This window comes from Pseudomonas sivasensis, assembly GCF_052938085.1.
In genome coordinates this window covers 1,291,331-1,314,022 of record NZ_CP176442.1, presented here as the reverse complement: position 1 = coordinate 1,314,022, position 22,692 = coordinate 1,291,331, and the positions used below count along the sequence as shown (strand labels likewise).

23 protein-coding genes and 1 pseudogene are annotated in these 22,692 nt (G+C 59.0%); 18 read left to right on the top strand and 6 right to left on the bottom strand.

From position 1 onward, the window contains the following. Window positions 1-55 precede the first annotated feature (55 nt). Window positions 56-700 carry an HAD-IB family hydrolase gene (locus ACKZ62_RS06230; RefSeq protein ID WP_032891078.1) on the top strand — a complete coding sequence of 215 codons (645 nt, stop codon included), beginning with the start codon at window positions 56-58 and terminating at the stop codon, window positions 698-700. 668 nt (window positions 701-1,368) lie between these two features. On the opposite strand, the gene ACKZ62_RS06225 is transcribed toward ACKZ62_RS06230, so the two are convergent. Beyond that, window positions 1,369-2,328 carry a LysR family transcriptional regulator gene (locus tag ACKZ62_RS06225; RefSeq protein WP_447096444.1) on the bottom strand — a complete coding sequence of 320 codons (960 nt, stop codon included), beginning with the start codon at window positions 2,326-2,328 and terminating at the stop codon, window positions 1,369-1,371. A gap of 193 nt (window positions 2,329-2,521) precedes the next feature. Between ACKZ62_RS06225 and argH the strand changes: the two genes are divergently transcribed. From argH to ACKZ62_RS06190, 7 genes are all read left to right on the top strand, one after another. Continuing rightward, the gene (gene argH / locus ACKZ62_RS06220) at window positions 2,522-3,949 is read left to right on the top strand and encodes an argininosuccinate lyase (protein ID WP_447096443.1); all 1,428 of its coding nucleotides are present in this window, start codon (window positions 2,522-2,524) and stop codon (window positions 3,947-3,949) included. 106 nt (window positions 3,950-4,055) lie between these two features. After that, entirely contained in the window at window positions 4,056-4,934 is an 879-nt protein-coding gene (locus tag ACKZ62_RS06215; RefSeq protein WP_447096442.1) for an amino acid ABC transporter permease, read from the top strand. 24 nt (window positions 4,935-4,958) lie between these two features. Beyond that, window positions 4,959-5,723, top strand: coding sequence for an amino acid ABC transporter ATP-binding protein (locus tag ACKZ62_RS06210; RefSeq protein WP_010208290.1), 765 nt, complete (start codon window positions 4,959-4,961; stop codon window positions 5,721-5,723). 25 nt (window positions 5,724-5,748) lie between these two features. After that, window positions 5,749-6,570: an ABC transporter substrate-binding protein gene (locus ACKZ62_RS06205; protein WP_032891075.1), complete on the top strand. Its 822-nt coding sequence runs from the start codon at window positions 5,749-5,751 to the stop codon at window positions 6,568-6,570. A 150-nt stretch (window positions 6,571-6,720) separates the two neighbouring features. Then, on the top strand, window positions 6,721-7,890 hold the full coding sequence (locus ACKZ62_RS06200) for an MFS transporter (RefSeq protein WP_447096942.1): 1,170 nt from the start codon (window positions 6,721-6,723) through the stop codon (window positions 7,888-7,890). Between the two features lie 54 nt (window positions 7,891-7,944). After that, window positions 7,945-8,892: a hypothetical protein gene (locus ACKZ62_RS06195; protein ID WP_447096441.1), complete on the top strand. Its 948-nt coding sequence runs from the start codon at window positions 7,945-7,947 to the stop codon at window positions 8,890-8,892. A 106-nt stretch (window positions 8,893-8,998) separates the two neighbouring features. Further along, window positions 8,999-9,379, top strand: a complete 381-nt coding sequence (locus tag ACKZ62_RS06190) for a helix-turn-helix transcriptional regulator (RefSeq protein ID WP_122756163.1) — start codon at window positions 8,999-9,001, stop codon at window positions 9,377-9,379. A 108-nt stretch (window positions 9,380-9,487) separates the two neighbouring features. Here ACKZ62_RS06190 and ACKZ62_RS06185 read toward each other — a convergent pair whose 3' ends face one another. Both ACKZ62_RS06185 and ACKZ62_RS06180 read right to left on the bottom strand, forming a co-directional pair. Then, window positions 9,488-10,006 (bottom strand): hypothetical protein, encoded by a 519-nt coding sequence (locus tag ACKZ62_RS06185; RefSeq protein ID WP_081797863.1) that lies wholly within the window; start codon window positions 10,004-10,006, stop codon window positions 9,488-9,490. 338 nt (window positions 10,007-10,344) lie between these two features. Then, window positions 10,345-11,406, bottom strand: a complete 1,062-nt coding sequence (locus ACKZ62_RS06180; protein WP_447096440.1) for an MBL fold metallo-hydrolase — start codon at window positions 11,404-11,406, stop codon at window positions 10,345-10,347. 123 nt (window positions 11,407-11,529) lie between these two features. On the opposite strand from ACKZ62_RS06180, the gene ACKZ62_RS06175 reads away from it, so the two are divergent. From ACKZ62_RS06175 to ACKZ62_RS06155, 5 genes and pseudogenes are all read left to right on the top strand, one after another. Further along, on the top strand, window positions 11,530-12,156 hold the full coding sequence (locus ACKZ62_RS06175) for a TetR/AcrR family transcriptional regulator (RefSeq protein WP_447096439.1): 627 nt from the start codon (window positions 11,530-11,532) through the stop codon (window positions 12,154-12,156). 191 nt (window positions 12,157-12,347) lie between these two features. After that, window positions 12,348-13,406 (top strand): diguanylate cyclase, encoded by a 1,059-nt coding sequence (locus ACKZ62_RS06170; RefSeq protein WP_401381143.1) that lies wholly within the window; start codon window positions 12,348-12,350, stop codon window positions 13,404-13,406. A gap of 150 nt (window positions 13,407-13,556) precedes the next feature. After that, window positions 13,557-14,363 (top strand): annotated as a pseudogene (locus tag ACKZ62_RS06165) (PAS domain-containing protein); the annotation flags it as partial. An 18-nt stretch (window positions 14,364-14,381) separates the two neighbouring features. Further along, complete coding sequence (locus tag ACKZ62_RS06160) at window positions 14,382-14,963, top strand: methyl-accepting chemotaxis protein (RefSeq protein ID WP_371260759.1); 582 nt, start codon at window positions 14,382-14,384, stop codon at window positions 14,961-14,963. A gap of 84 nt (window positions 14,964-15,047) precedes the next feature. Continuing rightward, window positions 15,048-15,566 carry a DUF1003 domain-containing protein gene (locus tag ACKZ62_RS06155; RefSeq protein WP_447096438.1) on the top strand — a complete coding sequence of 173 codons (519 nt, stop codon included), beginning with the start codon at window positions 15,048-15,050 and terminating at the stop codon, window positions 15,564-15,566. Here the strand turns inward: ACKZ62_RS06155 and ACKZ62_RS06150 are convergent. Then, a complete protein-coding gene (locus ACKZ62_RS06150; protein ID WP_447096941.1) occupies window positions 15,563-16,447 on the bottom strand; it encodes a LysR family transcriptional regulator in 885 nt (294 codons plus the stop codon). The two genes, ACKZ62_RS06155 and ACKZ62_RS06150, sit on opposite strands and share 4 nt — an antisense overlap. 80 nt (window positions 16,448-16,527) lie before the next feature. Between ACKZ62_RS06150 and ACKZ62_RS06145 the strand changes: the two genes are divergently transcribed. After that, on the top strand, window positions 16,528-17,229 hold the full coding sequence (locus ACKZ62_RS06145; protein ID WP_260367624.1) for a CTP synthase C-terminal region-related (seleno)protein: 702 nt from the start codon (window positions 16,528-16,530) through the stop codon (window positions 17,227-17,229). After that, the gene (locus ACKZ62_RS06140) at window positions 17,226-17,549 is read left to right on the top strand and encodes an antibiotic biosynthesis monooxygenase family protein (protein ID WP_032891064.1); all 324 of its coding nucleotides are present in this window, start codon (window positions 17,226-17,228) and stop codon (window positions 17,547-17,549) included. Before ACKZ62_RS06145 ends, ACKZ62_RS06140 begins: the two co-directional genes overlap by 4 nt. On the opposite strand, the gene ACKZ62_RS06135 is transcribed toward ACKZ62_RS06140, so the two are convergent. After that, window positions 17,546-17,869, bottom strand: coding sequence for a DUF2025 family protein (locus tag ACKZ62_RS06135; RefSeq protein ID WP_032891062.1), 324 nt, complete (start codon window positions 17,867-17,869; stop codon window positions 17,546-17,548). The genes ACKZ62_RS06140 and ACKZ62_RS06135 overlap by 4 nt on opposite strands. 232 nt (window positions 17,870-18,101) lie before the next feature. Between ACKZ62_RS06135 and ACKZ62_RS06130 the strand changes: the two genes are divergently transcribed. The 3 genes from ACKZ62_RS06130 (at window position 18,102) to ACKZ62_RS06120 (ending at window position 20,993) form a co-directional block, all read left to right on the top strand. Next, on the top strand, window positions 18,102-19,229 hold the full coding sequence (locus ACKZ62_RS06130) for a glycerophosphodiester phosphodiesterase family protein (RefSeq protein ID WP_447096437.1): 1,128 nt from the start codon (window positions 18,102-18,104) through the stop codon (window positions 19,227-19,229). A gap of 95 nt (window positions 19,230-19,324) precedes the next feature. Then, a complete protein-coding gene (locus tag ACKZ62_RS06125) occupies window positions 19,325-19,639 on the top strand; it encodes a PepSY domain-containing protein (RefSeq protein WP_122753094.1) in 315 nt (104 codons plus the stop codon). Between the two features lie 181 nt (window positions 19,640-19,820). After that, window positions 19,821-20,993 carry a GAF domain-containing sensor histidine kinase gene (locus ACKZ62_RS06120; RefSeq protein WP_032891057.1) on the top strand — a complete coding sequence of 391 codons (1,173 nt, stop codon included), beginning with the start codon at window positions 19,821-19,823 and terminating at the stop codon, window positions 20,991-20,993. Here the strand turns inward: ACKZ62_RS06120 and ACKZ62_RS06115 are convergent, their stop codons facing one another. Further along, entirely contained in the window at window positions 20,994-22,622 is a 1,629-nt protein-coding gene (locus tag ACKZ62_RS06115) for a methyl-accepting chemotaxis protein (protein ID WP_447096436.1), read from the bottom strand. Between the last annotated feature and the right edge of the window lie 70 nt (window positions 22,623-22,692).

Here is a 22,692-nt window from a genome sequence, read left to right as displayed (position 1 = left end):
GATGCACGCTCAAAAAAATACTAGATAGGACCGAGGCCAACCCGTGAACCCAGACATGCTCGAAGCCGGCCCCGCTGACGCCAAAGTACTTTCCGTCTTTGACTTCGACGGCACCCTGACCCACCACGACAGTTTCGTGCCCTTCCTCAAGTTTGCCTTTGGTACCGGCGAGTTCTATGGCCGGATGGTCAAGCTGGCGGTGCCCGGGCTGCGCTTTTTGGTTCGGCAGATCAGCCGGGATGAGTTGAAAGCGCAGTTGATCCGCACGTTTATGACAGGGGTGGAGAAGACGTGGGTGCAACAGAAGGCCGAGGAGTATTGCCAGCGCAATTGGGCGCGGTTGATGCGCCCGGCCGGGGTGTTGTCGGTGGAGCAGGAGTTGGGCTCCGGCGCGGAGGTGACATTGTGTTCGGCTTCGCCTGCGTTAGTGTTGCAGCCGTTTGCCAATCGACTTGGGATCAAGTTGATTGGCACCGAGCTTGAGGTAGTCGACGGGGTGTTGACCGGCAAGCTCACTGGAAATAACTGCCGGTGTGAGAACAAGGTGCTGCGGCTTGAGGCGGTGTACGGAGACCTGGGGGAGTATCGGCTCCGGGCCTGGGGAGATACGCGCGGGGACCGGGAGTTGTTGGCGGCGGCGCAGGATGCGCATTTTCGACATTTTCATGCGAAGAAGAAGCGGGCGAAAGCGCTGCGCTGACCATTGTGGTGAGCGGGCTTGCCCCGCGCTGGGGCGCGTAGCGGCCCTAAAACCAAACGCCGCATTCTGTCTGACAGCATGCGGCGTTTTTATTGGGACTGCTGCGCAGCCCAGCGCGGGGCAAGCCCGCTCACCACAGGTTGATCAGACACAGGTTTTGAGGTCTACGCCCAACGCCGTCGCAAAGGCTTTTACCATCGGGCTGCGTGGGACGCTTCGGCATTTTCATGCGAAGAAGAAGCGGGCGAAAGCGCTGTGCTGACCATTGTGGTGAGCGGGCTTGCCCCGCGCTGGGGCGCGTAGCGGCCCTAAAACCAAACGCCGCATTCTGTCTGACAGCATGCGGCGTTTTTATTGGGACTGCTGCGCAGCCCAGCGCGGGGCAAGCCCGCTCACCACAGGTTGGTCAGACACTGGTTTTGAGGTCTACGCCCAACGCCGCCGCAAAGGCTTTTACCATCGGGCTGCGCGGGGTGTTTCGGCATTTTCATGCGAAGAAGAAGCGGACGAAAGCGCTGTGCTGACCATTGTGGTGAGCGGGCTTGCCCCGCGCTGGGGCGCGTAGCGGCCCTAAAACCAAACGCCGCATGCTGTCTGACAGTATGCGGCGTTTTTATTGGGACTGCTGCGTAGCTCAGCGCGGGGCAAGCCCGCTCACCACAGGTTGATCAGACATAGGTTTTGAGGTCTACGCCCAACGCCGTCGCAAAGGCTTTTACCATCGGGCTGCGCGGGGCGTTGTGGCGCAGGATGAGGTTGAAGGCGGTGCTCAGGTGAACTTGCTCCGGGCACAGTGCGCGAAGGCGCCCTTCTCTTACCATGGGCTTGGCGTAGTGTTCGGGCAAAAAACCGAGGAAACGGCCAGTAAGGATCAGGATCGCGACGGCTTCGACTTGCGAGGCGGAGGCGGACTGGCTGTCGTAATTGACGAAGTTAGTCTTGTCGCGATGGATCGCATAACGATGGTTGACCACTTCATATTGGCGCAGCACCTCCGGCGTAATGTCGCTCGCAGTAAAAAGCGGGTGTCCTACGGCGCAGTAGGCGTGAGCCTTTTCTTCGTACAGCGGGAAGTAATCGAACTCTTCACGGCGCTGGTACACGGGAACGATACCGACGATTAACCGGCCTTCCACCACGCCGCGTTCAACTTCGTCCAACTGTGAAGCCTGTAGGCGCAATCTTATTTTTGGTGATTCGCCATGTAATTTCCCCAATGCGGTAATAAGCGGGGAATTAACATCCGACACGGTGTTATCAATAACCCCGACACTAAGGTCACCAATAAGCTCGTTTTGCGCCGAACTAAGCTTGTCTCTGAAACTGTCCACCGAGGTAAATAACTCGATGGACGCTTGATACACTAACTTCCCTTCTTCGGTCAGCCCGAAGCCTTCTCGACCCCGTGTACACAGGCGCATGCCGATACGAATCTCGAGGTCAGAGATCTGTTTACTGATGGCCGCCAGCCCCACGTTCAGCTCGTTTTGCGCAGCACTGAAGCCGCCGGCTTCGACCACGGCCATGAATACCCGCAGCAATTTGAAGTCCAGTCCGCTCAGTTGCAGCGGTGGTCTTGTGCCCGGTTTGGGTGGCAGGTTTCCAGAAGTGGAAAGTGGAGTTTCCATAATACGCGTTGACCTCAAGTACCATATTCAACAGGCTTCAACCCAATCCTTGAACATAGCCAGGCGGCGATAATGAACATAAACATCCGCCCTTGGCAACCTTGAATACGGCGCGTCAGACGCTGATTCAGTTTAGTTGAAAACCTTTTTTTACTGCCTCCGACTCTTCTAAAAACAAGCGTGAGGAATACCCATGTCTCAGCCCACCGACCGCCTTTGGGGCGCTCGTTTCAAGACCGGTCCGTCTGCTGCGTTGGCCGCGTTGTCGCGTTGCCCAGAGCGCTATTTTCGCCTGACGCCCTACGACCTGGCCGGCTCCCGTGCCCATGCCCGTGAATTGCAGCGCGCCGGTTTGCTGGATGAATCGGAGACCTTGCGCACCCTCGAAGCCCTGGACCGCATCGGTGAAGACTTCGCCGCTGGCCGCCTGCATCCAACCCAGGATGACGAGGACGTACACACCTTTATCGAACGCGTCTTGACCGAACGCCTGGGCGCCTTGGGCGGCAAGCTGCGCGCCGGGCGTTCGCGTAATGATCAAACCGCCAACGATTTGCGCCTTTTCCTACGCGACCATGCACGCACCATCACCACTGAAGTGTTGGGTTTGCAGCAGGCGCTGGTGGAACAGGCCGAGCAGCATATCGAGAGCATCTGCCCTGGCTTCACCCATTTGCAGCAGGCGCAACCCATCGTGTTCGCCCACCACTTACTGGCTCACGCCCAGTCGATGCTGCGCGATGTGCAGCGTCTGGTGGATTGGGATGCACGTACGGCGTTGTCGCCATTGGGCGCCGCAGCCATGGCGGGCTCGGCGATTGCGCGGCGGCCGGAGCATTCGGCCAAGGAAATGGGCTACACCGGGCCGTGTGAAAACTCGATCGACGCTGTGGCCAGCCGCGACCATGTGGCGGAGTTCCTGTTTGTGGCGGGCATGCTGGGTGTGAATATTTCGCGGCTGTCGGAGGAGTTTTGCCTCTGGTCGTCGCGGCAGTTTCGCTGGGTGGTGTTGGACGATGCCTACGCTACCGGCAGCTCGATCATGCCGCAGAAAAAGAACCCGGACATTGCCGAACTGGCCAGGGGCAAAGCTGGGCGTTTGATTGGCAACCTGACCGGGTTGATGTCGACGCTCAAATCCTTGCCGCTGTCGTACAACCGCGATTTGAGTGAAGACAAACACAGCGTGTTGGACAGCGTGGACACGTTGCTGCTGGTACTTCCAGCCATGGCGGGGATGGTGGCGACCATGAAAGTCCAGGTGGACGAGCTGCGGCGCCAGGCACCGATGGGTTTTACCTTGGCGACCGAGGTGGCGGATTGGCTAGCCACCCGTGGTGTGCCGTTCAAGGAGGCCCATGAGATTACCGGCGCGTTGGTACAAGCCTGTGAGAAGCATGAGATTGAGTTGTGGGAAGCCTCACCGGCGATGTTGGCCGAGGTGGATGCTCGGCTGCTGCCTGAGGTGCGGGATTGCTTGACCCTGGAAGCGGCGATTGCGGCACGCAGTGGCTGGGGTGGGACGGCACCGGAGCGGGTTCGAGAGCAGATTGGGCGTTTGAAGATTGCATTGGCGGCTCAGCAGCAGTGGGCTGAGAGCTATCAGGGCTTTCGGATTTAAGCCTGTCAGAGGTGTGGTGCGGGGGCTGACGCTTTCGCGAGCAAGCCCGCTCCCACATTTGGACCGAGTACATCAGTAGTAGCGTCATCAGTTTTGGAGAATCACCATGAACCAAACCCCGGCCGAGCGCTTGGAAATAGAGCGCAAGCTGTCCGAGAACCAGTTCGACATAACCCAGTACGAACACGTGCCGCGCCGCTATTACGGACGGATGTTGTTTGCCACGTTGATCGTGATTGTGTTGGCCGCACTGTTGCGCGCCTTCGCCAATGGCCAGATCGAATGGTCCTACATCGGTCAGTTCCTCACGTCTGAGGCCATTCTATGGGGCCTGGTGAATACCATCGTCATGTCGATTCTGGCGATGGCGCTGGGTGTGGTGATCGGCGTGATCACGGCAATCATGCGCATGTCGGCCAACCCGATCCTGCGCTATGTGGCCATCACCTACACCTGGCTGTTCCGCGGTACACCGCTGATTTTGCAGCTGTTGCTGTGGTTCAACCTGGCGCTGATTTTCCCGGTAATCGCGATTCCCGGCCTGTTCAGCATCGACACCGTTGACCTGATGACGCCGTTCGTGGCCGCCCTGCTCGGCCTCAGCATCAACCAGGGTGCCTATACCGCCGAAGTGGTGCGCGCCGGTTTGCTGTCAGTGGACACGGGCCAGTACGAAGCCGCCAAGTCCATCGGCATGCCGAGCTTGCAAGCGCTGCGTAGGATCATTCTGCCGCAGGCCATGCGCGTGATCATTCCGCCTGTAGGCAACGAGTTCATCAGCATGGTGAAAATGACCAGCCTGGCCAGCGTCATCCAGTACTCGGAGCTGCTGCACAACGCGCAAAACATCTACTACGCCAACGCCCGGGTCATGGAGCTGCTGATCGTTGCCGGTATCTGGTACTTGGCGGTGGTGACTGTTCTTTCATTTGGCCAGAGCCGTCTGGAGCGTCGTTTCGCTCGCGGCGCCGGCAAGCGTTCGTAAGTTTGGGTTGAGGAGATTTGCCCCATGAGAAGCATCGTCAAGGCCGTCAACCTGAACAAGTATTACGACCAGTATCACGCGCTGCGCGACATCAATATCGAAGTCGAGCAAGGCGAAGTTATGTGCATCATCGGCCCGTCCGGGTCGGGTAAAAGCACGCTGCTGCGCTGCGTCAACCAACTGGAAAAAATCGATAAGGGCGGCCTGTGGGTCGACGGCGAACTGGTGGGTTACCGGGTCGTCGGCAACAAGCTGCATGAGATGAACGAATCGCAGATCGCCCGACAGCGCCTGGCCACCGGCATGGTGTTCCAGCGCTTCAATTTGTTCCCGCATATGACCGTGTTGCAAAACATCATCGAAGGCCCGTGCCAGGTGCTCAAGCGCTCGCCTAAGGAAGCCATCGAAGATGCGTTGGAACTGCTGGCCCGCGTGGGCCTGGCGGACAAACGCAATGCCTATCCGGTGGAATTATCCGGCGGCCAGCAGCAACGCGTGGCGATTGCCCGTGCGCTGGCGATGCGTCCCAAGCTGATGTTGTTCGACGAACCCACGTCAGCCCTCGACCCGGAGCTGGTAGGAGAAGTGCTGTCGGTGATGCGCGATTTGGCCACCACCGGCATGACCATGATCGTTGTCACCCATGAATTGGGCTTCGCCCGTGAAGTGTCCAACCGCATGGTGTTTATGGACGCCGGCCAGATTGTGGAAGCCGGCAGCCCCGAAGAAATTCTAATAAGCCCACAAAACCCGCGTACCCAAAGCTTTATTTCTGCCGTTCGCACTTAACTAAAAAACTAACGAGAACGCCCCCATGAAAAAATTGTTTATCCCAACGATGCTCGCAGGCCTGATGGCCTCCACCTGTGTATTCGCGGCCTTGCCGGCGGCCATCAAGGACAAGGGTGAGATCAGCGCGGCTATCGTGCCGAACTACCCGCCGATGGATTTCAAGGACCCGGCCACCAATAAACTCACAGGCTTTGACTTCGACCTGGGCAACGCTCTGGCCGAGCGCCTGGGCGTGAAGATCAAGTGGCAGGAAACCGGCTTCGAGCAAATGCTCAGCGGCCTGACCACCAAGCGCGTGGACATCGTGCTGTCGGGCATGTCGGACACCGCCGAACGCCAGAAATCCGTAACCTTTGTCGACTACTTCACCAGTGGCCCGCAGCTGTACACCCTGGCCAAGCGTGAAGAGATCAAGGAACTGACTGACCTGTGCGGTAAAAAAGTCGGCACCAGTCGCCGGACTACTTGGCCGTCGGAAATTGCCGCGTGGAGCAAGGAAAACTGCGAAGCGGCGGGTAAACCGGCAATCGTGGTGATCGGGACTGAAGGTTCGGCGGATGCGCGGGCGCAGTTGCAGCAGAACCGTTTGGATGCCGCAATGCAGGGCAGCGAGACGATTCCTTATCTGATGTCGTTGGATAAAGGTAAGTACAAGCCGGTTGGGCTGGCGATTTCCAAGCAGTTCACCGGGCTGGGGATCGAGAAAAGCAACACTGAACTGGTGACCGCGATCAGTGAGGCGCTGCAGGGCATGATTGATGATGGGACCTACGGCAAGATTTTGAAGAAGTGGGATCTGGAGCAAGGGGCGGTCGAGAAGATCACCATTAACGCTGGCCAATAACTCGGTCTAAAAAAATGTGGGAGGGGGCTTGCCCCCGATGGCGGTGGTTCTGTCACCTGATGCTTGGCTGTACACCGCTATCGGGGGCAAGCCCCCTCCCACACTGGATTTTTGTTGTTCAAAAAAGATAACAAGGACATCCGCCCCACCGTGGCCACCTACTCCCTGGTAATCCGCCGCCTGATGATTTGCTCGGTGACCATCGTGGTCAGCCGCGCCATGACCAGCCCATTACTGGCCCTGCTGCTGAGCACGCGACTGGGCCTCAACCAGCAGGACATCGGTCTGCTGATGGGGGTCGCCGTGTTTATCGCCACGCTGCTGGGCCTGTACGGCGGCTACATCATCGACCGCCTGGAAAAGCGCAAGCTGCTGATCCTGGCCATGCTCTCCAGCGCCATCGGTTTTCTGTTGCTGACCTTTGCCAGCAACCTCTACCTGACCACACTGACCCTGGTAATCACCGAAGCCGCGTCGGCGCTGTTCCTGATTGGCTCCAAAGCGATCATCAGCGAAAACCTGCCAGTGGGTGAGCGTGCCAAGGTGTTTTCCCTGCGCTACACCCTTACCAACGTCGGCTACGCCACGGGCCCCATGGTGGGTGTAGTAATTGCGGGGCACATGCAGTTGGCGCCGTTCCTGATCGCCAGCGCAATTGCCTTCTGCAGTGTGTTCCTGATGATCGGCATCCCACCGACTCAACGGGACGAAAGCAACAAACCGCTGAGCTTTCTCAGCACCCTGCGCACATTGCGTAGCGACCGTACATTGATTCTGTTCACCGGTGGCAGCCTGTTAAGCACCATTGTCCACGGGCGCTACACCCTGTATCTGTCACAATTTCTGCTGGTGGCCTACAAGCCTGCGCAGGCTCTGAAGATTCTCTCGGCGGTGCTGGCATGCAATGCCATTACGGTGATTTTGATGCAGTACCAGATAGGCCGGTTTCTCAAGCGTGAACAACTGCGCTACTGGATCGTGCTGGGGACGTTGCTGTTCATTGCCGGGTTGATCGGTTTCAGCCTGGCGGACAGCTTGGTCACCTGGTGCCTGGCGATGTTTGTATTCACCTTGGGCGAGATGATCATCTACCCCTCGGAGTTCCTGTTCATCGACACCATCGCCCCCGACACCCTGCGCGGCAGTTACTACGGTGCACAGAACCTGGCCGCCTTTGGCGGAGCGTTGAGCCCGGTGATTTGTGGGTACTTGCTGATCAATGCGGCGCCCACCAGCATGTTCTATGCCTTGGGCGCACTGACAGCTGTGGGTGGCACCTTGTGTTTCCTGAGTGGGCGGCGGGTTGCAGGTTCTTGCTGATATTTACATGGGATCCCGCTATTAATAGCGAAACTTCTCACGGACCCGAGCCTCATGAAATTCGACACGGCCTACAGTTTGAGTCTCGATGACAAGCTGTCGATCTACGACGTGCGTGACCTGAATTTCGACGAAACTACCGTATACGACTCCGACACTGACCATTTCCTCTGCCCCAACGATGCGTGCCGAGGGACGTTCGATACGGGCAATGCGTTGAGCACATTCAATGCAAAAAACGTCAACTATGTGCGCACGCCGCACTTCAAGAACAAAACCAGCACCCAGCATATCGAGGGCTGCCGCTATGCCAGCACGCACAGGGGCGCTGCGGGGGAAACTGAAGACGAGCGCGAAGACCATTTCCCGTCGGAATTTGTACTGACCCGACGAACGTACCCGCGCAACACTCCGGTGACCGGTGCCGAAGCTCAAATCCCAGCGTCACCTGCGAAAACACCTTCAAACCGAACCAGCACGTCCGTCAGTTCCAGCGACACCACCCCGGATAAAACCAGCGTATTCGCCCACCCGGTGGAATGTTACGTGTCCAACATCGACGACAAGGACACGCTCAAGCGCATGCCGCTGAAAATCGGCGATCACACCGCGACCTACTGGACGTTTTTCAAGAAGATCGAATACCTGCAAGACAGCAAGGGCCTGATCTATTGGGGCAAGATCAAGGCGATCAAGGACTACACCAGCAGCTTTCGCATCGACTTCGAAAAGAAGGTGTGGCTCGACAAGAAGCCCTACTCGGTCAACGTTTATCTGAGCAAAAAACTCATCGAAAACTACCGCAAGCGCACGGCGTTCCTAGAACAGATCAAGGCGGCAGTGGACAGTGAGCGTGCGCTGTATTGCTTCTTCTACGGGGTGACGCCAGAGCTCAAGCATGTGCCCAGCAAGAAGAATCCCGAGCAAACGTTCGGGGTGTTCAGCGCGGATATCGAGAACCTGGATCACCTGATTATTCGGGAGGCGCCGGGGTTGGAATAGTCAGTGGTAAAAAGCCATCGAAAAAATCCAGTTGATGAGCGGTCAAAACAACTGTACAAAAACACAGTATAGTTTGTCCTCCCCCGTCGAACCCTGGAGAAACCCCATGTCCTCTCTGGCAATGAGCTCTTTCGTAGAACAGCAGATCGTCCTGCACCAATTCACCGCCAAACACAGCGCACAGGCCCGCGCGATGCTGGGCTGGAGTCGGGAAGACCTGGCCCGTCATGTCGGTGTGGCGGTGGAGGCTATTCAACGGTTTGAAAGCCAGGGTGACAGCGATGATGCAACGCGCCTGGCGCTGGCGTTTCGGCTGGAGGCTGAAGGGCTGGTATTTTTCCCAGGCTTTGCGCCGGGCTGGGGAATGAGTGCGCGCCGCCTTGATATCACGCCACCTGAACCCGCGGCACAGGGCATCATGTCTCGGCTGATGGGCTCAACCACCGTATCAATAGACTCTCCCAATGCCCAGCCGAATGGTGCGTAAAGCCTATCCAAGTCAGCGGACCAGCCGGCACCTTTAACCAGGTCTCATGCCGGCGCGCGCTACGTAGGGAGATCAACGAGTTGGATTGCCCGACGCCACAGTCAGCCCCTACCGTGCATCTGCATGGCCACGAACACTGCGATACCCCTGCACCAGGACTGCCAGTGAATCCTTCGACCATCTTGCACCGTAGAACCACAACGTAGCCCCGGCTCCCAAAGGCTCGCCCAGCCTTGGGTATCCACTCCAACACGCCTGATGGAACGCGGCACTCTGACTGTCCGAGACCAGCGCATCCAGCCGATGCTCAGTCATAAGGTCGTCGATTTCATTACGCGTGTGGAGGTCGAATTGCAGCGAGCCATCGACCTGTTGTGCAGACACCGGTACAAGGAGCGCCCCGGCCTGTCGTAATTGCTCCAACGCTCGCAGGAACGGCGCCCGATGCTTGAGGGGTTCTTGATCACCGTTGCGCTCATATCGGTCGGCAAAACCTACGCGCCGGCCAGCCAGCATGCTGAGGGCAGTAAAAGTGCTGTTGTTCTGCACCAGAGGCACCTCCACCATCACCGGTCCCTCGGGTTCGATGCCGCTCAAGGCAATCAGCGTCAATGAGGGGTCACGCACGGGTTTTATCGGCAGGGCCGGCGCGTTATATCCGGGGATCAGGACGCCATCCCTGGGATGGACTTGAACGTGTGGATCGCCACAAAAAGCGATGTTGCGGGGAGGGGGCTGCTCAGAGGACGGAGCGTGGCACGACGTTGCCCGACCGGCTATATCCATGAGTGCAGCCAGCGGCTGCCCTAACTGGCAAACCGCCTCTGTTCGCGGATGTTTACTGCATTTTTTTCCACCAAAACTACCCCCTGAACCGTGATTTTCCGGGGATCATCGCATCCTTCACTGGCGTGTGTCGCAGCCCTGAAACAACATGAAAACTCCTTTTTCCCACACCTCTTCCATCAGCTCAAAAGCTGCTCTTGTACATCTTTTTGAGTTTCAACTTCCAGCCACCATGCATACCCACGCTCAGGCTGATTCAAGCTGAACGCCTGGCCCATGGGTGGCGTAGTGATCGACACATTACGCTCCCAAGCCAGCGCCATGATGCGGTCAAACGGTTCATGCCAGGCATGAAACGCCAGGTCGAAGGTACCGTTATGGATCGGCAGCAACCAGCGGCCCTTGAGGTCGATGTGCGCTTGTAGGGTTTGCTCCGGCTGCATGTGCACATGGGGCCAGTCAACGTTGTAAGCACCGGTTTCCATCAGCGTCAGATCGAACGGGCCGTATTGCTCGCCGATGCGCTTGAAGCCATCGAAGTAACCCGTGTCACCGCTGAAGAAAATCCTCCGCGCACCGTCGATCATCACCCACGAACACCATAGGGTCTGATTGGCATCAAACAGGCCACGCCCGGAAAAGTGCTGCGCCGGCGTGGCCACAAAACGGATGCCGTCTACCTCGGTGCCCTGCCACCAGTCCAGTTGGCGAACCTTGCTGGCGTCGACACCCCACTTGATCAAAATGTCACCCACGCCAAGCGGTGCTAGAAAATGACGGGTCTTGTTGGCCAATTGGACGACAGCCTTGCGGTCCAGATGGTCGTAATGGTTGTGGGAAAGAATCACCGCTTCGAGATCAGGCAGCTCTTCAAGGCTGATCGGCGGCTGATGGAAGCGTTTGGGGCCGGCCCAACTGAATGGGGAGGCACGCTCGGCGAACACCGGGTCGGTCACCCAGAACTTACCGCGCATTTTCAGCAATACAGTGGAATGCCCCAAGCGAAATACGCTGTGATCAGGCGCCGCCAACAGTTGCTCGCGCGTCAGCGGCTCTACCGGAATCGCCCCCACCGGTCGCGTGGTGCGCGGCTTGTTAAACACCATGTTCCAAAAAATACGCAGCGTTTTGCCAAGCCCGCCATGTTGCACAGGGGCGTCGTTGCTGAAGTGCGCCTTGCCCTGCTCTGCTGGCTTGAGCGCTGCAGACGTGCGGTCGACGCGGGGTGAGATGGTGGCCATTGCAGAGTGACTCCTACGGTCCGCTCATAAATTACACTGCACAGTGTAGTTTCAAGATTGCAACAAAACAGGGAGCAAGTAAACTACCGAGTGTAATTTTCCTTCAAGAGCTGAGCGCCATCCATGACTGCCCCTCAACGCCTCACCGACCGTAAACGCCAAGCCATCGTGGCTGCTGCCATCGCTGAGTTTCGCGATAACGGTTTCGAGGTCACCAGCATGGACAAGATCGCCGCCACCGCCGGCGTTTCGAAGCGCACGGTGTACAACCACTTTCCCAGCAAGGAAGAGTTGTTCGCCGAGATTCTCCACCAGCTCTGGGCCAGCAGCGTCGCTCAGCTTGACGTCTGCTATGCCAGCGACCGCCCGCTGCGTGAGCAATTGCGCGGATTGCTGGAGGCAAAGATGAAGATGATGTCGGACGCCAACTTCCTCGATCTCGCCAGAGTCGCCATCGCGGCTACCATTCATTCGCCGGAACGTGCGCAAGACATGGTTACCCGCCTGAGCCAGCGCGAAGAAGGCTTTACCCAGTGGGTGCGCGCCGCCCAGGAAGACGGCCGTCTCTCCTGCACCGACCCGGCATTTGCCGCCCATCAGATCCAAAGTCTGCTCAAAGCCTTCGCATTCTGGCCGCAAATTACCCTCGGCCAACCTACCCTGGACGCCGCCAACCAGGCCAGCGTGATCGAGTCCGCCATTGACCTGTTCCTGGCCGGATACGAAGTCACGCCCACACCCGCCCAGTAATGCCTGTTGTGTAAGCGACACTTAAGGTCGTATTTGACGCTTTCGCCCTCTGTTTTGCGTAAATGGCCTGGAAGGACACTGATTATTCCCACGGGAATAACTGACAATATTCATCGGCCTTATCCGATCAACGGTTCATCCAGCGAACGTGCGCCTTCATATAGGTAGAAAAGCAGCTCAATCAGGACTTTATGGAAAACAGACAAGGCAAAGGACTCTCGTTTGCCAGGCGCATCTACAGGCCCAGAATCATCGGCTCTGCCATGTGCAGCATCAGTGTAATAGCCGCCCTGTATCCGTTGGCGATGCCGGGGTGGGTCTGGGCAGCGCTGTTGGCCAATGGTTTTGTCTGGCCGCACCTCGCGTATCAACTGGCGACCCGCGCCAAAGTCCCCTATGACGCCGAGCGACGCAATCTGGTGTACGACGCGTTATTCAGCGGCTTTTGGGTCGCGACGTTGCAGTTCGCGCCGTTAACCACCGTGACCTTGCTGTCCATGGTGTCCATGAACAACGTCGCCGCTGGCGGCAGATACCTGCTGTTACGCGGAGCACTGGCGCAACTGCTCGGCGCCGGCGTCGCGATTTTGCTGTTTGGCCTGCACTTCAACCCTGGCATCAGCGTGGTCCAGGTCTACGCGTGCCTGCCGATGCTGACCTTCTACCCCATGGCCATCGGCATGATCTGCTATCAATTGGCGATCAAACTCTCGGACCACAAACGCGCCCTCCGTGCCTTGAGCCGCATCGACAGCCTCACGGGATTACTCAATCACGGGTCCTGGAAAGACTTGTTGCACCTCAAGTTCCACAAGTGCCAGCAACAACAAACCCACGGTACCATTGCGCTGATCGATATCGATCACTTCAAACAGATTAACGACACTCATGGCCATATCGCCGGCGACGCCGTGCTGCGCCAGTTGAGCTTGGAATTAAGGCTCCACTTGCGGGAAAACGACTTGGCTGGACGTTACGGGGGCGACGAGTTCTGTGTGATTCTTCCGCGAATGAACCAAGAAGAAGCCGCACAGGTTATGGAGCGCATGCGCGAAACCTTCAGCAACTACCGCGCCCCACACATCCCTGAGCTGCGCGTGAGCCTGAGCATTGGCTTGGCGGACTTCCAGCCCTCCTTCACCAGCGCCGCTATGTGGCTGAATGCGGCAGATCGAGCGCTATATGCAGCGAAAGATAACGGCCGCAACCGGGTGAATGTCAGCGACGAAAGAGTCGCCTATTCGGCCTGATGCAGCCTCCAGCGCACCCGCGGAGATAGCACAGAGCCACCATCTGTCGCCTACCCAAAAAAGGTCCTGCCCTTGGGGCGAACTTCTTGGCAATCTGATCACTCTGAATCCCTTGTTCCACCTCCCTCTGTCGGCAGCAGGAAGCCGACAATGAGCACGTCAACCGTAGGCCGAGCGCCGTACGGGGCAGGCGCCTATACATGGAAAACTCAGACTCTGCCTGCCCGAGCCGCCACCATGCTATTCAACACCCATAAAAAAACCATCAACGCCCTGCAGCACACGGTTTCCCACCAAGCCAGCATGCTGGATGCCATCGAGCGCTCCATGGCGGTGATCGAATTCGATCCGCAAGGCAATGTATTGCGGGCCAATGACAATTTCCTCAACACCATGAGCTATCGCGCAGAGCAAGTTGTGGGCAAGCCCCATCGAATGTTCTGCACACCGGCGTTCGCCCGCAGCGCCGAGTATGACCAGTTGTGGTCGAACCTGCGCAATGGCCAATTTCAATCCGGAACGTTCGAACGCCAGGCGAGCAATGGGGAATCGGTGTGGCTGGAAGCCAGCTACAACCCAGTCCGTGATGAGGCAGGGCACGTGATAAAGGTGGTTAAGTTCGCCTTGGACGTGACCCCGCGCCTGCAAGCCGAGAGCGAAGCCAGCGCCAAATTGGAGGCGATCGACCGGGCCATGGCGGTGATCGAGTTCAACCTCGACGGCACCATCATCACGGCCAACGCTAACTTCCTGCAGCGCATGGGCTATAGCCTCGCGCAAATCCAGGGCAAGCACCATCGCCTGTTCTGTTCTGCGGAGCTGGCCAACAGTTCGGCCTACACCGAGTTCTGGAAGCGCCTCAACCAAGGTGAGCTGTTCAGCGGCCAATTCGAGCGCGTGGATAAGAACGGCCGGACGGTGTGGCTTGAAGCCAACTACAACCCGGTATATGACGCCAGCGGGCGCCTGTGCAAAGTGGTGAAATTTGCCTCAGACGTGACCGCCAAGGTGGAGCAACATGCCGCCGATGCGGCGAGCGCGTCTCAGGCGTATCACATTTCCCTGAACACCCAGGACATCGCGGAAAAAGGCGCCGAAGTGATTCAGCAAAGTGCCAACGGCATGCGCGAAATTGCCTCAGACATCGACGGTTCTTCGCAACTGATCGCCAAGCTGGGTGAGCGTTCGCAGCAGATCACCGCCATCGTCAACACCATTGGCGGCATCGCCGACCAGACCAACCTGTTGGCGCTCAACGCGGCCATCGAGGCGGCGCGCGCGGGTGAGCAGGGGCGTGGGTTTGCCGTGGTGGCCGATGAAGTTCGGCAACTGGCCGCACGCACAAGCCGTTCGACGGCGGAAATTTCCAGCATGATCGCAATGATCCAGAACGAAACGCGCCAAGCCATCGACAGTATGGACGGTACCCGCGACCGTGCAGCCCAGGGCGTGGACTTGGCCAACCGCGCCGGGACCGTGATCCTGCAAATACGCCAAGGCACTAACGAGGCATTACAGGCGGTGAGTGCGTTTGCCAATGACCGTGTCCGCCACTAAGTAGGATTTGGGTTATTCATGTGTAAGACAGGTCGCCAGGACTATAGTGAACCAACGTCTTAACCGTGATGACCCGAGCCCGCCATGACCCCAGAGAAGCCTGAAACCGCAGCTATTGACCACATGCGTTTCCACCGCCCCCACGCTCACCTGGCGCCGACTTTCGGTAACGATACCTTCGCGCTGAAGGCCGAAGCCTTCGCCCGTTTCTTCGGCACCCCGACCTTCCTCGGGGCGCAAACCGCGATTGTGGTGCTGTGGGTGGTTCTGAATGCGACCGGCATCACTCACTTCGACGTGTACCCGTTCATCCTGCTCAACCTGGCGTTCAGCCTGCAATCGGCATATGCCGCGCCGCTGATCCTGTTGGCCCAGACTCGCCAGGCTGCGCGAGACAAGGCGCAGTCAGACGCCGACGCACAGCATCGCGAAGCCTTGGCCACTGCCAATACCGAACGCCAAGCCCAGGCCGCGCAGACTACCAAACAGCTGCTGGAATTGCTGGAGCAAAACACCCGACTGACTGAGATGACCAAGCAACTGACCGAGCATATCGAAAGCCTGACGTGCGAAATGCATGAGCACTTCGTACGAAAAACCTAACGATCCGGCAACCGTACATGCTGTCCCAACTCATCAAACAACGTGACCACCGAGCGCAATGCCCGGCAATCGGGACGTGTGAGCAACCACAGCGCCGTGTCATACCCTGCCAATGCAGGGCCCAGTGGTTGCAGACCCTCATCAAGCAGAAAGTCCGGCAACGCCGCCACACCCATTCCCGCCCGCACCAATTCGGTCACCGACAACATGCTGTTGCAGCGATAGCTGGGCCGAATTCCCGGCAAGTGTTCGCGGCGCCAGGCGACGGTGGGATGATCGGGCAGGAAGTCATCCGGCGCGATCCAGGTCAGGTCGGCCAGTTCACGGCCTGCATGACGGCGGGCATAGTCGGCGCTTGCGTAGACTTGGTACGACACGGTGCCGAGGCAACGTCCTACGAGATGCTCAGGCGGAGTCTTGGTCAGGCGTAGGGCGATATCTGCATCGCGGCGGCTGAGGTTGGCGAAATCATTGGAGGTGCTCAGTTCCAGGATCAGCGCAGGGTAGTCCGGCATGAACTGCGCCAATGCTGGCAGCAACAGACCTTGCAGCACCGAGTCGGTACAGGTCAGGCGCACTGTGCCGCTGATCACCTCGCCCCCCTGCTCCACCCCGATGCGCGCCGCTTCGAGGGCCAGTTCGGCGCGTTCAGCCTGCTGCGCCAAGTTGTTGGCCAGGCTGGTGGGCAGGTAGCCGGCGCGGCTTTTTTCAAACAGTGTCTGGCCCAGTGCCGCCTCCAAGCGTCGTATCGCGCGAAACACCGTGGACACATCCACCCGCAACAACGCTGCCGCCCGCGACAGGGAGCCGCCGCGCACAAGTGCAAGGATCAGCGAAAGGTCAGGGTAGTCAATTGAATAGTGCGTCGGTGCATTGAGCATATGGGCAAACGCCAATATTGATTGCGTGAACGCCAATCTATAGTGCGCCTCAGCCCACAACAAGCCATGGAACGCACACGATGAAAGCCACCCCCTTACGCCTCGCGCTGATTGGCGATTACAACCCGCATGTCACCGCGCACCAAGCCATTCCCGTGGCCCTGCAACAGGCGGCCGACACCCTGGGCATGACTGTTGATGTGCACTGGCTCGACACCGACACCCTGCCGGAATCCCTGCACGACTTCGACGGTTTCTGGTGTGTACCCGCCACCCCTTACCGGGATACCGATGGCGCACTCCGGGCGATCCGCTTTGCCCGCGAGCAGCGCCGACCATTGCTCGGCACCTGCGGTGGTTTTCAACATGCATTGCTGGAATATGCCCGTAACGCGCTGGGCTGGGCCGACGCCGAACACGGTGAAGTGGCTCCTGACGCAAAACGCGCCGTGATCACACCCTTGACCTGCGCGCTGGTGGAGGCGACCGACACCGTACGTTTAATGCCCTACACGCGCATCGCCGAGGCCTACGGCACCCTTGATCTTGAAGAAGGTTATCGTTGCCGTTACGGGGTGAACCCCGAATTCGCCAGCGCGTTGCTGGAGGGCGATCTGATCGCCACCGGCCACGACTGCGCAGGGGACCTGCGAGCAGTGGAATTGCTCGGCCATCCTTTCTTCGTCGCCACTCTGTTCCAGCCCGAACGCGCGGCGCTCAAGGGCATCGCGCCGCCCCTGGCGATCGCCCTGCTCAAGGCGTGCCAGGAGCAATCGGCATGATCGCCAAGACACCCACCCCGCCCTACTACGCAGTGATTTTCAGCTCACTGCGCACCGAGGGCGATCACGGCTACGGCGAGGCCGCCGCACACATGCTGGAACTGGCACGGCAGCAACCTGGTTTTCTGGGCGTGGAATCGGCGCGGGAAGATGGCCTGGGGATTACCGTGTCGTACTGGAGCAGCGAGGCGGCAATCCTGGCGTGGAAGCAGCAGGCCGAGCACCGGAACGTGCGTGAGCAGGGCCGCGCCACCTGGTACTCGGCATTTCAGACACGGGTGTGCAAGGTGGAGCGGGCCTACGGTTTTGAAGCGAACTAGCTCACAAGACTGCGCAACGCACTGATCTGTGGAATCTCAACCCGACGCATATACACGCGCAGCGGCTCAGTAATGTTGATGCGGTCATCGATGTTTTGGTCCAGCAGCAACTGAATGCGTTCACGCGATAGGGTCATGGTCTGCTCGGGGGCGGGCAGCCAGACAAATTCGGCGGTAGGAATGATCCCGTCATCGGCCACGTCCATGCCGAAGGAGTCTTCGCTGAAACGTACGATGTACTGGCCAGTCTTGCGATTAAGGCCCACAAATCCGTGGAGTTGGTCGGCGGCCTGGCAGATAAGCTCGGAAGTGATGCGCATGGTAAACCTCACTGAAAAGTCCCACAGGGACTGGAAAGATGGTTTACACGCGTGGCGGAAAGTACTGCCCTCTAGCGGGGCGGCTGCGGTCAAGAGTACTGCAATGCCTGGCAAAAAAACCGAGAAAATTGACGGGTGCGCACGTTAATGTCGGTTTGGTGATAGCGCCTTTCGCAATCAATTGTTAAAAAGGAGGCCTTCTAAAAGCTACCTCCACGAAAGGACTTCGCATATGCCTGTCACGTTTACCAAGAGCGCCCTGCTGCTGGCCCTGATGCTCGGCCTTGGCCAGGCGCAGGCGGCCGACCCGATCAGCCCGGCTGAATTGGCAACCAACGAAGGCATTCCCCACCCTGCCGTGATCGCTCACCGAGGCGCCTCCTACGACGCTCCGGAATCCACCGCCGCCGCCTACAAAGTTGCGCGCGACCTGGGTGCCGACTACCTGGAACTGGACCTGCAGCGCAGCAAGGACGGCGTGTTGTTCGCCCTGCACGACAACAACCTGCAGCGCAACACCGATGTGGCCACCAAGTTTCCCGAGCGCAAAGACGCGCCGGCCAACGAATTCACTTGGAAGGAACTGCAAAGCCTCGATGCCGGCAGTTGGTTCAACGCCGCCTACCCGGACCGCGCGCGTCCAGGCTTCGTCGGTCTGAAGATCCTGAGCCTGGACGACATCATCAAGATCGCCGAAGGCAATCCGCAGCACAAACCCGGCCTGTACATCGAGACCAAGGAGCCCAAGCAGTTCCCGGGCATCGAAGCCGACCTCAAAAACAAGCTGTTGGATAAAGGCTGGTTGAGCTCCGCCGGCTCCAAGCTGGGCAAGAGCAACACCGGCGTCGGCCAGGGCAAGGGCCGCGTAGTGCTGCAAACCTTCGAGACCGCCAGCCTCAAAGAGCTGCAGAAAGAAATGCCGAACACCCCGAAGATCCTGCTGTTGTGGGTGGGTGAAGGCAGCATCGAGCCGAAATCCAAGCAGACCTTCGCCGAATCCGGCGAGCCGACCAAGGCCGCCTACTACGCCAAGCAAGAACCGAAAGACGCCGCCGAGTTCGAAAAATGGGTCGACGAAGCCAAGAGCCTCGGCGCCATCGGCACCGGCCCATCCGCTGAGCTGACCGACCACGGCGACCAGAGCTATTCGGACCTGGTGAAGCCTGAAATGAACAAGCTGACCCACGACAAAGGTCTGCTGGTGCATGTCTACACCGTGGATGAGCCAGTGGATTTCGAGAAAGTGATGAAAGCCGGCGTCGACGGCATCTTCACCAACCGCGCCGCCGAGCTGCTGAAGTTCTACAAGCGCTGGCCGTCGTCCAGCGTGCAGGATTTGCTCAACGACTATAAGTACTGAGGCATCGTTGGTGTCAGTGCGCCATTAAGGATGAATTAAGTTGCGCCAGTTAATCTGGCGCCACTTAAACAGCTCACCAAAGAAGGACATACACCATGAAAACTTTGACCACTTTGTTCGCCGCAACTGCCCTGACGCTGACTGCCGGCCTGGCCCAAGCGGATGTTCGTCCGGATCATATTGAAGGCCTGGTCAAATCCGGCGCAGTGATGCCTTTTGACAAACTCAACGCCGCGGCAGTAGCCACTCACCCTGGCGCGACAATTACCGACACCGAACTGGACAACAAACACGGTGTAGCCGATCAATATGTCTACGAAGTAGACCTGACCGACACCGCTGGCAAGAAGTTTGAAGTCAAGCTCGACGCCAAGACCGGTGCCGTGCTGGAAAACAAGCAAGACACCTGAGTTGAATCCTCAAAACCGCGCCACCTTCGGGTGGCGCGGTTTTTTTATGGGCGCTCGTCAGCAATGCCTGGAAAAAGCGCCGTCGCGATGAATCAAATTCCCCCGACTCAATTCAAGGTCGTTAGACTTCCCCGCATCAGCCAGGGCATTACGCCATCGCACAGCACACCGAGAACACGTCATGGAGCAAAAAGCCGTCGACATTGCCACCATTGGCCGAATCAGTGCCGTTCCCGCAATGCTCCAAGTGATCAGCGACATGACTGGCCTGCGCTTTGCCGCCGTTGCGCGGGTGACCGACGAAACCTGGACCGCCTGCGCTGTACTCGACCGCCTGGGATTCGGCCTCGGCGTCGGAGGCGAGTTGGACCTGACCACCACCATTTGCCACGAGATTCGCGGTTCCCATATCTCCGTGGTGATCGACAAGGCCAGCGAAGACCCGATCTACCACGACCACCACACACCGCGCCTGTACCACTTCGAAAGCTACATTTCGGTGCCGGTATTTCGCACCGACGGGCGCTTCTTCGGCACGATCTGCGCCTTGGACCCCAATCCCGCCATGCTGCGCAGCAGCACGATCCGATCGACCATGGAATCGTTTGCGCGGGTGTTGTCATTGCAGATCGAAGCCGAAGAAGCCGCCCAGCAAACACAAGCGCAATTGCAGGAAGAACGCAGTACCGCCGAACTGCGCGAGCAATTTATCGCCGTGCTCGGCCATGACCTGCGCAACCCGTTGTTTGCAATTAACTTCGGTGCCGAACGACTGCTGCGTAAATACCCGGACCCCGCCACCGATACCCTCGTGCGGCACATTCTCACCAGCGGCCGACGCGCCGCGCAGTTAGTGGAAGACGTGCTGGATTTCGCCAGGGGCCGCATGGGCAGCGGCATCCCACTCAACATCGGCGACTGCCAAGGGTTACAGGCGGCGTTGCAGCATGTGGTATCGGAAGTGCAGAGCGTGCACCCGCAGCGCGAGATTCGTGCGGATATCGGTGATCTGCAAGGGGTCAGTGGCGACCGCGACCGCTTGGCGCAGTTGCTGTCTAATCTGGTGGCCAATGCCATTCACCATGGCAGCCATGACGGCCCGGTGGAGGTGCGCGCGCAGGTTGAGGACGACCATTTCCACCTGTCAGTGAAAAACGCCGGCCAGATAAGCGCGCAAGCCTTGCCCCGGCTCTTTGAGCCTTACTCACGCCCAGCGACGAACACGCCCCAGGCCGGCCTGGGCCTGGGGTTGTATATCGTCAAGCAGATTGCCGAAGCTCATGGCGGTGAACTCAAAGTGTCCACCACCGCGGAGCACGGCACGATGTTTAGCTTCAGCCTGCCAACCGGCTGATCAGGCGCCCAGGCGCGCCGTCACCTCATTCAACTCACCGGACAAACCGCGCAGATTGTGGCTCGCGGCTTCGGTGCGTTGCACGTTGTCGAGGTTGGCCGTGGCCACCGTGGTGATCTGGGTGATATTGCGCGAGATGTCCTCGGCGACCGACGTCTGCTCCTCGGCCGCCGTGGCGATCTGGCGGTTCATGTCGCGGATCGCTTCCACCGCCTGAGTGATGTGGTCGAGCATGGCGCCGGCCTGGCTGACTTTTTCCACGCTGTCATCGCTGCACGACTGGCCGCTGACGATCGCCTCGGCCGCATCTATCGCGCCGGTCTGCACCGCCTGAATAATCTGGTTGATCTCGATGATCGACGCGGCCGTGCGTTGCGCCAGGCTGCGGACTTCATCGGCGACGACTGCAAAACCACGCCCCGCCTCGCCCGCCCGCGCCGCCTCGATAGCGGCGTTGAGCGCCAGCAGGTTGGTTTGCTCGGCGATGCCGCGAATCACTTCCAACACTTTGCCGATGCGTACGCTGTCAGCTTCCAGGCGTCGGATGATGGTGCCGGTGTTGAGGATTTCCGTGCGCATCTGGCCGATGGTAGCGATGGTGACCTTCATCACTTCACCGCCTTCGCGGGCCGAGTGATCTGCCTCGTCGGCCGCGCGCGAGGCACTGGCAGCGTGGCGTGCGACGTCCTGGGCGGTGGCCGACATTTCGGTCATGGCCGTGGCCACTTGGTCGGTACGGTTGAATTGTTCTTGGGTGCCGGTAGCCATCAGGCCGGCAATCGAGTTCAACTCGCCGCTGGCGCTGACCAAGTCGGTGGCGCTGCGCTGCAAGCGGCTGAAGGTTTCAGCGAGGAAGTCGCGCAGCGTATTCGCGGCGGCGGCCAGGTGGCCCAGTTCATCCTGGCGACGGCTGGCTACGCGCTCGGCAAAGCGGCCGTGGCTGAGTTGCGTGACGTAGTCGATCAAGCCACGAATCGGCAGGATCAGGTTGCGGTTGATCAGCCACAGGCTGAACAGGCCGATCAGCACACCAGAGAGCAACATAATCGCCAGCCCCACCAGCACGGTGCGCTCGGCGTAGGCACTGATGGCCTGAGATTGCTGGCTGCCTTGGGCACGCAGGTCGCTGACCAGAGCGCTCATCTGCTCACTGGCGGCGCGGTCTACGCCTTTGACTGCCATATCGCCGACGGTTGCATCACCACCCGCCGCCATATAGGCATCACGGCCCTTCTGATAGGCCACGCCCAGTTGCTGGTGCTCCAGGCGCAGGGTTTCGATGCGTCGGCTCAACGGCGCGTCGCTGCTGGTCTGGGTGACCAGGCGAGCGAGGATACTTTGCACATCGCGCTGCCGGTCCTGGAACTGGCCCCAATATTTCTCCATATCCTGAGGCTGCTTGCCGCGCAGCAGCACGTTTTTCCATTCCTGCACCTGCACCTTGAACTGCAGGTTGGCTTCGTCGATCAATTGCGAAGTGAGCAACGGCCCGTCAATCAAACTGCGATAACTCTGCACCCCGTTGGAGAGGAAGTTGAAACAGGCCAGGGCGATCAACAATATCGCCAGCAAGCTGCCACCGAGCAGCGACAGGATTTGTGCTCTCAAGGAGGTTCGCAAAACATTCATCGGGGAAAGCCTCGATACAGGTAACTGGCGTGTGCACGCCTTGACCTCCCTGTCGACAAAGACACCGCAC

Bases quoted from the DNA above. Each gene is read 5' to 3' on its own strand.
- ACKZ62_RS06230 (WP_032891078.1), top strand. From the start codon at position 56: ATGCTCGAAGCCGGCCCCGCTGACGCCAAAGTACTTTCCGTCTTTGAC.
- ACKZ62_RS06225 (WP_447096444.1), bottom strand. From the start codon at position 2,328: ATGGAAACTCCACTTTCCACTTCTGGAAACCTGCCACCCAAACCGGGC.
- argH (WP_447096443.1), top strand. From the start codon at position 2,522: ATGTCTCAGCCCACCGACCGCCTTTGGGGCGCTCGTTTCAAGACCGGT.
- ACKZ62_RS06215 (WP_447096442.1), top strand. From the start codon at position 4,056: ATGAACCAAACCCCGGCCGAGCGCTTGGAAATAGAGCGCAAGCTGTCC.
- ACKZ62_RS06210 (WP_010208290.1), top strand. From the start codon at position 4,959: ATGAGAAGCATCGTCAAGGCCGTCAACCTGAACAAGTATTACGACCAG.
- ACKZ62_RS06205 (WP_032891075.1), top strand. From the start codon at position 5,749: ATGAAAAAATTGTTTATCCCAACGATGCTCGCAGGCCTGATGGCCTCC.
- ACKZ62_RS06195 (WP_447096441.1), top strand. From the start codon at position 7,945: ATGAAATTCGACACGGCCTACAGTTTGAGTCTCGATGACAAGCTGTCG.
- ACKZ62_RS06190 (WP_122756163.1), top strand. From the start codon at position 8,999: ATGTCCTCTCTGGCAATGAGCTCTTTCGTAGAACAGCAGATCGTCCTG.
- ACKZ62_RS06180 (WP_447096440.1), bottom strand. From the start codon at position 11,406: ATGGCCACCATCTCACCCCGCGTCGACCGCACGTCTGCAGCGCTCAAG.
- ACKZ62_RS06175 (WP_447096439.1), top strand. From the start codon at position 11,530: ATGACTGCCCCTCAACGCCTCACCGACCGTAAACGCCAAGCCATCGTG.
- ACKZ62_RS06170 (WP_401381143.1), top strand. From the start codon at position 12,348: ATGGAAAACAGACAAGGCAAAGGACTCTCGTTTGCCAGGCGCATCTAC.
- ACKZ62_RS06155 (WP_447096438.1), top strand. From the start codon at position 15,048: ATGACCCCAGAGAAGCCTGAAACCGCAGCTATTGACCACATGCGTTTC.
- ACKZ62_RS06150 (WP_447096941.1), bottom strand. From the start codon at position 16,447: ATGCTCAATGCACCGACGCACTATTCAATTGACTACCCTGACCTTTCG.
- ACKZ62_RS06145 (WP_260367624.1), top strand. From the start codon at position 16,528: ATGAAAGCCACCCCCTTACGCCTCGCGCTGATTGGCGATTACAACCCG.
- ACKZ62_RS06140 (WP_032891064.1), top strand. From the start codon at position 17,226: ATGATCGCCAAGACACCCACCCCGCCCTACTACGCAGTGATTTTCAGC.
- ACKZ62_RS06135 (WP_032891062.1), bottom strand. From the start codon at position 17,869: ATGCGCATCACTTCCGAGCTTATCTGCCAGGCCGCCGACCAACTCCAC.
- ACKZ62_RS06130 (WP_447096437.1), top strand. From the start codon at position 18,102: ATGCCTGTCACGTTTACCAAGAGCGCCCTGCTGCTGGCCCTGATGCTC.
- ACKZ62_RS06125 (WP_122753094.1), top strand. From the start codon at position 19,325: ATGAAAACTTTGACCACTTTGTTCGCCGCAACTGCCCTGACGCTGACT.
- ACKZ62_RS06120 (WP_032891057.1), top strand. From the start codon at position 19,821: ATGGAGCAAAAAGCCGTCGACATTGCCACCATTGGCCGAATCAGTGCC.
- ACKZ62_RS06115 (WP_447096436.1), bottom strand. From the start codon at position 22,622: ATGAATGTTTTGCGAACCTCCTTGAGAGCACAAATCCTGTCGCTGCTC.